Consider the following 12,256-nt stretch of genomic DNA (forward strand, 5'->3'; position numbering starts at 1 on the left):
AACCGGTAGAAATCGAAGAAGAAGTAGAAAGTGAAGAACCGGTAGAAATCGAAGAAGAAGTAGAAAGTGAAGAACCGGTAGAAATCGAAGAAGAAGTAGAAAGTGAAGAACTGGTAGAAATCGAAGAAGAAGTAGAAAGTGAAGAACCGGTAGAAATCGAAGAAGAAGTAGAAAGTGAAGAACTGGTAGAAATCGAAGAAGAAGTAGAAAGTGAAAATGAAGTGGAAAACAAAGAAGAGGCTGATAATATCAGCACCGTAGTGAATGAAAATGTTATTAAAATAAACGTCCCAGGTGTATCTATTAATATAGATCTTGCTAAGATGTTTTTTAATAATTTTTTAAAATAGTAAACTAAAAAATGGAAGGAAGTAAGAAATGGAGAAAAAATGCGGAAAAACGGCTAGAAAGACAGAAAGGAAATTTGAAAAAGAAAATAAAATTGAAATAGATGATAATAAATTTGGCGGAAAAGGAGGATGGGGGGATGGTGGAAATGCAAATGACGCCCCTGCAATAGGTGGAGCAGGTGCTACTGGAAATGCAGGTGCTGCAAACGATGCCCCTGCAACAGGTGGAGCAGGTGCTACTGGAAATGCAGGTGCTGCAAACGATGCCCCTGCAACAGGTGGAGCGGGTGCTGCTGGAAATGCAGGTGCTGCAAATGATGCTCCCGCAACAGGTGGAGCAGGTGCTGCTGGAAATGCAGGTGCTGCAAACGATGCCCCTGCAACAGGTGGAGCAGGTGCTGCTGGAAATGCAGGTGCTGCAAACGATGCTCCTGCAATAGGTGGGGCAGGCGGAGCAGGTGGAGCAGGTGCTGTTGCAACTGTAGTAGCAACAGCAACAGCAGCAGCCGCAGCGAATGCACAAGCAAATAATAACTCTGCAACAGGTGGTAATGGTGGTAACGGTGGAGCAGGTGGAGCTGCAACAGACGGTAATAATACAGGCGGAGCTGCAACAGGTGGACGTGGTGGCGATGCTACAGATGGTGACACTACAGGTGGAGCTGCTAAAGGTGGACGTGGTGGCAATGCTACAGACGGTGACACTACAGGTGGAGTTGCTAAAGGTGGACGTGGTGGCAATGCTACAGATGGTGACACTACAGGTGGAGCTGCAACAGGTGGACGTGGTGGCAATGCGACTGATGGCGACACTACAGGTGGAGCTGCTAAAGGTGGTGCTGGTGGGGGTTCGAAAATCAAAAAATAATTATAAATGTGACTACATTGATTTTTAAAAATTAATAAGAATCAATGTAGTTTTTAAAATAGAAAAGGGGGGTGTAATTATTGATTGAAGAACCTCAAAATGGTAAAGGAACGTTTATACCTGAAAACCAAATAAATGAAATAATTAAACTAAAGTTTATTGAAAAGCATGCTGATAAAGAGGGGAAGACAAGTGCTAGTGCTAACGTAACAGCTACAGGTGGAGCCGGTGGAACAGGAGGGAAGGGTGGTCAAGCTTTAAATATTACCTATGTAGATAACTACGCTATGCTTGTACTTTTGTCAACTCTGATTAATATACTCACGGATAAGAAAAATGAGATTTCAAAAAAATCACTAAAGCATTTAACCGCTATGCTTGAATCAGAGAAAAAAGAACGGGAAGAGTTTATAAAATTTATTAATTCAATTAAAGAAAAGTGATAAGACAGGACCTCCGTATATTGAACAGAATTCAAAACTAATGCTATTGAGAAAGGGTACGAATATTAAGTTATCACGTTTCTATAATGAAAAGAACCTATTTATGTAAAATGTCCTTTACAAAGGATACAGATTATAAAGATTGTTGCTTTTTTATAGGTTTCAATAATATATAATACAATAGAGATAGTTAATATAAAAAAGGATGATGATTAATGGGAAAATTATCTTATAGTGGTTTAAAATATGGAGAAAGTGATGTGGAAGTAAAATTATTAGTGGATATACAAAAAGATAGTTTTGAAATCACACATACTAAGGAAGTCTCTCTAGTAATGAATAAAACAGTAGGTGAATATATCGTAGTAAATCGAAATACCTTGAAATTTGAGGTTGTTTCATAATACGAAGAAAATATGGAACAAATAAACTTTTTACGACTGTCTATAGTAGTCTCTTTATAGTTTGAGAAAATAGCAACAATCAATTACTAAAAAACAGCCATCAATATGGCTGTTTTTTTAGTGTAATTGATATTTTGGTTATATTAAGCACTTGGCATCGGTGTTGGAGTAACCATCATTTCTTTTCCTTCTCGTCCTTATCTGTCATGAGTGTTTTCTCCTTTTTGAGATAAACAAGCATCGTTTTTATCACATGACGCTACTTCATTTTGTACTTCATGAAAAACGACATCAAACATAGTGAGTAACTGTTCAATTTGCTTATTGCGTAAGGAATAGTGGACGTATTTTCCTTCTTGTCTGCCTAAAATGATTCCGCATCCTTTTAAACAGTTTAGGTGCTGAGATACGTTTGACTGATTTCCTTGAGTGATTTCCACAATTTCAGATACTGTTTTTTCACCATCCATCATACATTGAAGAATTTGTAATCTTGTTTTATCAGCAAAGCCACGGATGAACTTGGCTTTTACATCTGAATCATTTGAGTTGCACAATTGTATCCTCTCCATTCGTATTAGCAATTACTAATATGTTATTCTTTATTCATATTAGCATTGACTAATATGTGTGTCGAAATGAATTGAGAAAAGTTTGATATTTTTGTTTTTTAGAGGCAACTTTTCTCAATATATTCATAAAGTAATAAAAAGCAGTTTACAAATTTGTATCTAGCTTATATAATTTGACTCATGGAAAAAAGTTTCCTCAGGGAAACTTTGGTGTGAATTTACATTCGCATTATATTTTTTTGCTTGGAAGTTGCCTTAGTGCAAAATAATTACATAGATGAAAAAAAGAAAGGGGAATGCATGAAAAATGGATGAGGCTATAATTGTCAAAGATTTGTATGTATCTTATCAAGGGAATCAAGTAGTTCAAAATGTTTCCTTCGATATTGAAAAAGGGAAACTCGTTGGAATTATTGGTCCAAACGGAGCAGGAAAATCTACTTTAATGAAAGCTGTTTTAGATTTAATCCCAAATGATAAGGGATACGTTCAAGTTCTTGGAGAGGATATTCGGAGCGCTAGAAAACATGTTGCATATGTACCGCAAAGGAGTGATATAGATTGGGATTTCCCGATCACAGTTATAGATGTCGTGCTAATTGGAACGTATCCATCTTTAGGTATGATGAAAAGACCGAAGAAAGAACATCGGGATTGGGCTTTTGAATGTTTAAAAAAGGTCGGAATGGAAGAGTTTAAAAATCGTCAAATTGGTGAGCTTTCAGGCGGACAACAACAACGTGTCTTTTTAGCGAGAGCGTTAGCACAAAAGGCAGAGATATTTTTCTTAGATGAACCATTTGTTGGAATTGATGTAACAAGTGAAGAGACAATTATTAAAATTCTTAGAGAATTACGTACAGAAGGGAAAACGATTGTTGTTGTACATCACGATCTAAGTAAAGCAGAGTCCTATTTTGATAAATTACTATTATTGAATAAGAGCTTAATTCATTACGGAGAAGTAAGGCAAGTATTAGAACCAACTGTTATGTCAAAAGCGTATGTGAATCAAGGGATATTCTTTAATAATGCAGCGGAGGTACATTCATCATGAAGATTGTAGAATTTATAGATGCATTAATGCAGTACGGTTTTCTGCAGAAGGCATTATTAACTTCCGTTATGGTAGGAGTAATTTGCGGTGTAATTGGATGTTTTATTATTTTACGAGGTATGGCTTTAATGGGGGATGCCATTTCACATGCTGTTCTTCCAGGGGTAGCACTTTCTTATATGATTGGTATGAACTATTTCATAGGGGCAGTTTTAACAGGTGTTATTACTGCAGTTGGAATTGGGTTTGTAAGTCAAAATAGTCGTATTAAACATGATATGGCGATAGGAATTATGTTTACATCTGTTTTCGCTGTAGGGATTATTTTAATTACGTTTATGAAGAGTAGTTCTGATTTGTACCATATTTTATTTGGGAATGTTCTATCAGTTCGTTCTTCTGATATGTGGATGACACTTATTATTGGAGTTGTCATTATTGGTCTTGTAATTCTGTTTTATAAAGAACTACTCGTGTCTACTTTCGATCCAACGATGGCGCAAAGTTATGGGTTGCCGAACAAATGGATTCATTACGGCTTAATGATTCTTCTTACAATGGTTACAGTTGCTTCACTTCAAACTGTAGGGATTATTTTAGTTGTCGCTATGCTTATTACACCGGCGGCTACAGCGTATTTATTAACAAACCGTTTATGGGTCATGATTTACTTAGCAGCAGGCATTGGTGCACTTTCATCTGTAGTAGGGCTATATTTTAGTTTCTCTTATAATCTTGCTTCAGGTGCAACGATTGTTCTTGTTGCAACATTCTTGTTCGCATTGGCATTCTTTTTCTCACCGTCACAAGGTTTATTTTGGAGAGCTATTAAAATTAGAAAAAATAGAGCAGAGTTGTCATAATTGATTGGAGGATAAAGATGAAATTTAAAAATGTTTTATTATCGGTAATTTGTATTTTCGTATTTGCATTAACAGCGTGTTCTAGTAACACAAATGGGAAAGAAGAGGGTAGTGGGAAATTAAAAATTGTAACTACATACTCTATTATATATGATATGGTGAAGCAAATTGGTGGGGATAAAGTTGAGATTCATAGTCTTGTTCCAATTGGGGCTAATCCGCATGAATATGATCCACTACCAAAAGATGTTATGAAAATGACAGATGCAGATATGGTGTTTTACAATGGCTTAAACCTTGAAGAGGGCGGCGCATGGTTTAAAAAGTTATTGAAAACGGCAAATAAATCAGAGAAAGACGCACCGGTTTATAAAGTAAGTGAAGGTGTAGAAGCTATTTATTTAGAAACAAAAGGATTAGAAAAAGAACCAGACCCACATGCATGGATGAACATTAAAAATGGTATTGTATACGCTGAAAACGTGAAGAAAGCATTAATTAAAGAAGATCCTAAAAATAAAGAGTTCTATACTAAAAATGCTGATAAGTATGTAGCGGAACTTCAAAAGCTACATGATGAAACTGTGAACAGAATTCATCAAATCCCAGAGGAAAAACGTTTCTTAATTTCTAGTGAAGGTGCATTTAAATATTTTGGAAAAGCATATGATATTAAGACGGGATACATTTGGGAAATCAACTCAGAAAATCAAGGTACGCCAGATCAAATTAGAGATGTTGTAAGTTTAATTCAAACAAACAAAGTTCCGGCTTTATTTGTAGAAACTAGTGTAGATCGACGCAGCATGGAAACTGTTTCAAAAGAAACAAACGTACCAATTGCAGGTACAATTTTTACAGATTCACTAGGTAAATCAGGTGAGGATGGAGATACTTACTTGAAAATGATGAAATGGAATACAGATACCATTATTAAAGGGTTACAAAAGTAAAATCTAGCTAGTGTAACTATTGAAATTTTATAAGGTAAGAAAGAGCCAACTCATGTGAATTGGCTCTTTCTTTTATGTATCATGTTTTATTAATAATTTGGTTGAAATACCAGCTGCTAAAGAAGATGAAACAATATGATAAGAATCATCCACCGCTAGTCTGTGAATCAGTAGAAGTTCAACATAATGGACATAAACGTTGCTTATACATGTAAAGTAAGATGGCATAAAAATGAATAAAGACTGTTAATTTTCGTACGCTTTAATTATGTAGAAATAGGGGGAACAACATGAAAGACAATACTCCTAAGAAAATCTTATTTATTCAATCAGGAATTCCTTTTTATTACCCAATGATCGAAGAAGCAATTTTGAATAGTTTACAAAAGGTAAACAGTAATACAATTATGGTGAAACCAGAACGAGCGATAGAAACCGCATTAAAAATGAAACCGGATTTTATTTTGGTACTAAGTGGTTTAAGTGAGGGAATTATTAGTGTCATGCCAGTACTAAAGAGTGCGGGTTTTACTACTGGACTTTGGCTGACAGATGATCCTTATTATACGGATGTAACACAACATCTTGTGCCGTATTATGATTACATATTTACGCAAGATTTAAATTGTATTAAGTTTTATAGAGGGATAGGATGTAATAATGTGTTTCATCTTCCTTTAGCAGCAAATCAAGATGTGTTTAAACCTTCTCACAAAGAAGATACATATAAGTATGATCTTAGTTTTATAGGCACAGCATTTGAAAATAGACTTACCTTTATTGATTCTATTTCAGAGTATGTAGCAGAAAAAAACATAAAAATTGTGGGGTTCGGTTGGGAGAAGTTAAAAAATTATGAACGATTAAAGGATAAAATACAAGTCTTGCCACTTGCGAAGTATGAAGATGCGTTACAATTTTACGTATCGACTAAAATCAATATAAATTTACATCGTTCACCCAATGATAAGGAATTGAATTGTAATTCTGCAAACATACAAGCATATTCAGTAAATAATAGGACATTTGAAATTAATGCTGTAGGTTCTTTTCAATTAACTGATATACGTCCTGATGTAGCAAAGCATTACATACCAGGTGTTGAAATAGAAACTTTTTATAATGCATCGGATTTTATACAAAAAGCGGAGTATTATTTGGAACATGCACAAGAAAGAAAACGTATAGCAAAAAATGGGCTGGATAGGACTTTGAAAAATCACACATATGATAGACGTATATTACAATTATTAAACTATATTAATTTCATAGGTGTGAAGATGTAGTTTAACCATTAAATTAAATGATAAGCGTTTCGTGCTTTCAACGAGAGTTAACTCTCGCATTCTATAAAAAACATTTACGAAAAAGGGATTTGGATAATTTTGTCGAATTCATTTATTCTGAAAAAACAATTTCGCATTCAAACTAATTTATATCTGATAATTAGAGGAGATTAAAATGAATCACTTTTTTGTAGAATTTGGCGAATATGAAGCAAGTGTTTGTGAATGGGGAGATAAAAGTAATCCTCAAATCATTTGTTTTCATGGTTTAGGAAGTACAAAATTAAGTTTTATCCCACTTTAATGGGCAGTAAGACCCCCACATCAAAATTCAGCGAAAGCAAAGAAGTTAGGTGGGGGATCAACTGCCCATAAAAGTCCGATTGGTTCAACTAATAATCGGTGGGGGATGAAGAAAACCCCCACTGATTAAAGTTTCACTTTATTGAAATAGCGGAACTTTTAAAAGATAACTATCATATTGTATCGTTTGATCTACCTGGACATGGGAAAACACCAAGTTTTGAGAAGGATGAAGATTACGGTGCATCCCATTTAACAAATTGGGTAGTAGCATTACTTGAGCAGATAGGAAAAGAAACATTTCATATAGTAGCACATTCATGGGGAGCAAGTGTTGCGCTTCACTATGCAGCAGAATGTCCAGAAAAAGTGAATAAAATGGTTTTGTTAGATGGTGGTTATCATCATGGTAAAATGAATGCAAATTATTTTGCGCAGCTATATAAAGATGCGAAAGAAGGAGATTGTCCACCGCGATCATTAGAAGAAGAAATTACTCATTACGAAAACGATTTTGATGAATATATTTTTGACAGTAAAGAAGCATTCATCCAATCAGAAAAAATGGTTTACAGCAGGTGGTCACCATTAATAGAATGTGCGGTTTATGATTTAATGCGAGAAGAAGATAATAAAGTGAAATGGCATGCTACTGGCGATACCGCTAGAAGTGTAATTAAGTTTCAATATACGGTGTATAAAACGTTGGAATCTCATAAAATTAAAAATGATATTTTATTATTGTATTGTGATCTTCCAGATGATTATTTAGAAATAAGAGAATTGCAGATTGCGGAATTTAAGAAGCGTATTGATATTACGACTAAGCTTTATACAGATACAGGGCATTTAATGCATTGGGATAGACCGGAAGAGATTGCTGAAGATGTTTTAAAATGGTTCATATAAAGAAAGTCCGTTGTTCGAATGTGAGCAACGGACTTTCTTTTGAAAAACTGAATTCAAGAGTGATAGAGGGATAAGCAAGAGCATTACAGTTCTATCACCAATTCTTTTTTTGATATAATAGATGCGTGGCAGAACATAGATAGAAAGATACTGCTAGTAATTTATACTTAAAATGTTGGGAGATTGAACAGAGTTATGGGGAATGAAAAAGAAATTAGTTCCGCTAAATTAATATGGAAGATGACGCGCCCGCATACATTAACGGCGACGTTTTCTCCTGTAATTTTAGGGACGGTGGCATCACTTTATGTTGCCGAAATTGATTGGCTTTTATTTATTGCGATGATGGTTGCATGTTTAGCATTGCAAATCGCAACGAACTTATTTAATGAGTACTATGATTTCAAACGTGGATTAGATACCGCTGATTCTGTTGGGATTGGTGGCGGAATTGTCCGTCACGGTTTGAAACCAAAAAATGTGTTAACAGTTGCACTTTTATTGTATGTAGTAGCAGCAATTATTGGAGTTTATATTTGTATGAATAGCAGCTGGTGGTTAGTCGTCATTGGTTTAATCGGGATGGCGGTTGGCTATTTATATACAGGTGGTCCATTACCAATTGCGTACACTCCGTTTGGAGAATTAGTTTCTGGATTGTTGATGGGGACATGCTTTGTACTTATTGCTTTCTTTATTCAAACGAATACGATAACGATTGAAAGTGTATTGATTTCCATTCCAATTGGAATTTTAGTCGGTGCAATCAACATGTCGAATAACATCCGAGATATCGAAGAAGATATTAAAGGTGGAAGAAAGACATTAGTAATCCTCCTTGGGAGAGAAAAAGCAATAGTAACACTAGCTGTAGCCTTTTTCATTGCTTATGTATGGATCGTCGTAATTGTATTGATGGGTTATATAAGCCCTTGGGCATTAGTTATGTTCCTAGGTTTGAGAAAGCCAATCTCTGCCATTCAAAGTTTCCAAAAAGGAGCAAAGGATCCTGGGTATATGCGTATTGCAATGAAATCGACAGCGATGACAAATACGATTTTCGGCTTCTTATTATCAGCAGGATTATTAATTAGTTACCTGTTTTAAATAACTTAACCCCAATTTCTCAATTTTAATGTAGAGAGATTGGGGTTTTATTTTGAGTTTGTTTAACGTTAAGAACATTTTCATTCGAAGTGAAAATACCAATAAATTGCAACTTCATCACTTGTCATATCCAAACCTTTATAAATAAGAAAATCAAATCCACCTATTACAAATCCACATTTTTCATAGAACTTACATGCTGCGACATTATTATTTTGCGTTTCAAGCATGATACCGGGCATGTTGCCTTCTTTTGCCCATTGCTTTGCTTGATCAACTAACCTTTTACCAACCCCGAGTGTACGATGGTTTTTATCCACCGTTATATCTTCTATGTAAGCATAGTGATTCCAATTCTTTTTCAATACTATGAATCCGATGATTTGGTTATGTAACAGTGCTATGTAAATTACTTGATTGGGCTTATTTATATATTCATTGTACGCCAGTTCTTCATTATCATTTTGTAAATAACTTTTTTCATAACTCGGAACGTTTTCTATTGTATATTCTATGCGTCTATTTACTTTCGAAAGAGAAAGAATTAACCGAGCATTCACTATAAAACTGTCATCAATATCCGGGAGATTGTCTAAATCATTTGTTTCTAACGCTCTAATTAAAAGGCTCATCGTGATACCTCCAAATAATATTATTTCTTCTGGTTCTTTATGTGATTCAAATCCATTCCAATTACAAAATTATAATGGAATTTCAATAGTAAGGCTATCTCTGCATTTTATCTTTATACCGTCATGCTATTATCTGGATATAACTATATTGTATGTAGTAGTGACGGAAATAGTGAAAGATTTCTAATTGGTTAACATATAAAATGAACTATTTCTTCCTAACAATAAAATAAATCGTGGAGAAGATGAAAGATGCAAAGAACAACATTAATTGTAGAAGATGAACATATTTTACGTGAAATTATGAAGGATTACTTATTAAACGAAGGGTATAACGTCTTAGAGGCAATTGATAGGAAAGAAGCATTATCTATATTTGAAGAGCATGAGGTGCATTTAATTATTTTAGACATTATGTTACCAGAATTAGATGGTTGGGCGGTTTGTCGACGAATCCGTAAGAAATCTAATGTACCTATTATTATGTTAAAGGCTTGGGTAGATGAGGATGATATTCTACTCGGATTTGAACTAGGAGCAGATGATCGCACTATTAATAGTCATATTCGTAATTTGCGTCATAAATTAGGACAAAAAGCAGCTTGTATTGTAACTGTTGTACGAGCTGGTTATAAATTTGAGGGACAAGTATGAAAAAAGGAATTGTATTAAAGTTATTTATATTAACAACAGCATTATGCACACTTATTTTAGCAACTATTTTTATTGGACAAACTATATTTTTTAAGCAATACTATGCAAATCGAAAAGTGAATGATATTAAAAAAAATATTCAATCCTTTGAAAAAGCATATGTAAAAGCCGGAGATAATGCGAAAGCCATTCAAGAGTTGGAACAAAATTTCTATCAAGAGAATGCGACATGGATTACAACGTTAGATCGTGTAGGAAATATAAAATATGCAAATGATTTTTCTATAGAAATTCAATTAGACTCTAACGAAAATAAGAGGTTTTCTGAACGTTCCATTCACATACCGTTGTATAGTTTTATCAATTTAGAAGATATACAAAGGATGAAATATAGTTTAGAACAAGGGAGTCATATTATTATCGATGGAGTACAGAAGGGGGATATAGTAGTCCCTGCGATGTTAACAATAAAAGAGAAGAATGTTGGGCTGGAGAACAAGCAACTGTCAGAAAGATTGTATGGGCCAAAAGCCGCATCTTCAAAAGAAAGTTCACAATTATATTTAACAGGAAGCATTCAAAACGTGCAATTACCGGAGGAGACTGTAGGAACTACCTTTATATATGGAAATCGTGTGCTTATAGATACAATAAAACAATTTCAGGTTGATTTATTATTGAATCAAAAATCGAATGATGTTACTTCTACAGAAATAATGGATTACGAAGAAAATGATATTAAATATAAACTTTTAATCAAGCCAACAAAAGATGCAAATGGTAAGACAAACTATATATTTGCTATGACATCATTGCAACCAGTTGATGAAGCGGTGCAAATGATTAAGGATTATTATGTATATTTAATTCTCTTTGTACTGATTTTAATTGTTTTAATATCGTTCTATTACTCAAAAAAAATCGCCAAGCCATTATTACAAATAAATGATACTACAAAAAAAATTGCGGGTTTAGATTTCTCAGAGACGATCCCTATTACTACAAAGGATGAAATAGGTGATTTATCACAAAATATTAATACACTTTCTAAAGCTTTGCATTCGTATATTCATCGATTGCAGCAAGATATAGAAAAAGAAAAGCAATTAGAAAATACACGCAAAGAATTTATCGCTGGTGTTTCACATGAGTTAAAAACGCCTTTAAGTATTATGAAGAGCTGTATTTCAATTTTGGAGGATGGGGTTGCTAGTAATAAAAAGGAGTATTACTTTAAAGCAATGTCAAAAGAAGTAGATAAAATGGATATGCTCATTATTGATATGCTCGAGTTAGCGAAATTCGAATCTGGTACATATAAAATGAAAATGGGTGTTTTCCATATTGATGAGATGATTGATTACATATGTGAGCAATTAATCTCGGATATAACAGCTAAGCAATTACATGTTCATAAACAACTTTCTAAAATTGAAGTTGTTGCAAACCAACATCGAATAGAACAGGTTATAACAAACTTTATTACGAATGCAATTCGTTACACACCAGAACATGAGAATATTATTATTTCTACAATAGAAGAAAATAAATGTGTAAAAGTATGTGTAGAAAATAAAGGGGCTCATATTGCATCAGAACATTTAGAAAAAATATGGGATCGTTTTTATCGAGGGGATACGTCTCGTCAACGCTCCAAAGGTGGAACTGGATTGGGCCTTGCTATTTCAAAAAATATATTAGAGATGCATGGTGTAGAATATGGTGTTTCGAATACAGAAGATGGCGTATTATTTTATTTCTATTTAAATAAAAACGTGTAGAATTTTCGTTCTACACGTTTTTATCATTTTTATATAGTCAATATAAACCGTTTTATCTTTGTTATTTTCAGAAA

General features: G+C 34.1%; 13 protein-coding genes and 2 pseudogenes. 13 read left to right on the forward strand and 2 right to left on the reverse strand.

All coding sequences use genetic code 11. The features are described 5' to 3' along the window. The 4 genes from ACTFOB_RS17575 to ACTFOB_RS17590 all read left to right on the forward strand — a co-directional run. Positions 1-350: hypothetical protein (locus tag ACTFOB_RS17575; protein WP_440028244.1), on the forward strand; the 350-nt coding region annotated here is incomplete at its 5' end. 28 nt (positions 351-378) lie between these two features. Next, positions 379-1,218, forward strand: a complete 840-nt coding sequence (locus tag ACTFOB_RS17580) for a hypothetical protein (protein WP_440028241.1) — start codon at positions 379-381, stop codon at positions 1,216-1,218. Between the two features lie 80 nt (positions 1,219-1,298). Then, positions 1,299-1,661, forward strand: coding sequence for a hypothetical protein (locus tag ACTFOB_RS17585; protein WP_440028238.1), 363 nt, complete (start codon positions 1,299-1,301; stop codon positions 1,659-1,661). 215 nt (positions 1,662-1,876) lie between these two features. Then, a complete protein-coding gene (locus ACTFOB_RS17590) occupies positions 1,877-2,065 on the forward strand; it encodes a hypothetical protein (RefSeq protein WP_151634813.1) in 189 nt (62 codons plus the stop codon). Between the two features lie 197 nt (positions 2,066-2,262). Here the strand turns inward: ACTFOB_RS17590 and ACTFOB_RS17595 are convergent, their stop codons facing one another. Continuing rightward, positions 2,263-2,622: an ArsR/SmtB family transcription factor gene (locus ACTFOB_RS17595; protein WP_440028268.1), complete on the reverse strand. Its 360-nt coding sequence runs from the start codon at positions 2,620-2,622 to the stop codon at positions 2,263-2,265. 322 nt (positions 2,623-2,944) lie between these two features. Here ACTFOB_RS17595 and ACTFOB_RS17600 point away from each other — a divergent pair, with 322 nt between their 5' ends. From ACTFOB_RS17600 to menA, 7 genes and pseudogenes are all read left to right on the forward strand, one after another. Then, positions 2,945-3,694, forward strand: coding sequence for a metal ABC transporter ATP-binding protein (locus ACTFOB_RS17600; RefSeq protein ID WP_151634817.1), 750 nt, complete (start codon positions 2,945-2,947; stop codon positions 3,692-3,694). Beyond that, positions 3,691-4,557 (forward strand): metal ABC transporter permease, encoded by an 867-nt coding sequence (locus ACTFOB_RS17605; protein ID WP_098662346.1) that lies wholly within the window; start codon positions 3,691-3,693, stop codon positions 4,555-4,557. Before ACTFOB_RS17600 ends, ACTFOB_RS17605 begins: the two co-directional genes overlap by 4 nt. A gap of 17 nt (positions 4,558-4,574) precedes the next feature. Then, entirely contained in the window at positions 4,575-5,510 is a 936-nt protein-coding gene (mntA, locus tag ACTFOB_RS17610) for a manganese ABC transporter substrate-binding protein/adhesin MntA (RefSeq protein WP_440028233.1), read from the forward strand. A 290-nt stretch (positions 5,511-5,800) separates the two neighbouring features. Continuing rightward, entirely contained in the window at positions 5,801-6,796 is a 996-nt protein-coding gene (locus ACTFOB_RS17615; RefSeq protein WP_440028230.1) for a CgeB family protein, read from the forward strand. A gap of 175 nt (positions 6,797-6,971) precedes the next feature. Next, positions 6,972-7,076: pseudogene (locus ACTFOB_RS17620) on the forward strand (alpha/beta hydrolase); the annotation flags it as partial. 152 nt (positions 7,077-7,228) lie between these two features. Then, a pseudogene (locus tag ACTFOB_RS17625) lies at positions 7,229-8,008 on the forward strand (alpha/beta fold hydrolase); the annotation flags it as partial. A 195-nt stretch (positions 8,009-8,203) separates the two neighbouring features. After that, on the forward strand, positions 8,204-9,115 hold the full coding sequence (menA, locus tag ACTFOB_RS17630) for a 1,4-dihydroxy-2-naphthoate polyprenyltransferase (protein ID WP_151634825.1): 912 nt from the start codon (positions 8,204-8,206) through the stop codon (positions 9,113-9,115). Between the two features lie 80 nt (positions 9,116-9,195). Here menA and satA read toward each other — a convergent pair whose 3' ends face one another. Further along, positions 9,196-9,747: a streptothricin N-acetyltransferase SatA gene (gene satA / locus ACTFOB_RS17635; protein WP_440028226.1), complete on the reverse strand. Its 552-nt coding sequence runs from the start codon at positions 9,745-9,747 to the stop codon at positions 9,196-9,198. Between the two features lie 252 nt (positions 9,748-9,999). On the opposite strand from satA, the gene ACTFOB_RS17640 reads away from it, so the two are divergent. Both ACTFOB_RS17640 and ACTFOB_RS17645 read left to right on the forward strand, forming a co-directional pair. Further along, positions 10,000-10,401: a response regulator gene (locus ACTFOB_RS17640; RefSeq protein WP_440028223.1), complete on the forward strand. Its 402-nt coding sequence runs from the start codon at positions 10,000-10,002 to the stop codon at positions 10,399-10,401. Then, positions 10,398-12,182, forward strand: a complete 1,785-nt coding sequence (locus ACTFOB_RS17645; protein WP_440028220.1) for a sensor histidine kinase — start codon at positions 10,398-10,400, stop codon at positions 12,180-12,182. Before ACTFOB_RS17640 ends, ACTFOB_RS17645 begins: the two co-directional genes overlap by 4 nt. Positions 12,183-12,256: the final 74 nt, after the last annotated feature.

The organism is Bacillus cereus group sp. MYBK79-1, assembly GCF_051915365.1.
GTDB lineage: Bacteria > Bacillota > Bacilli > Bacillales > Bacillaceae_G > Bacillus_A.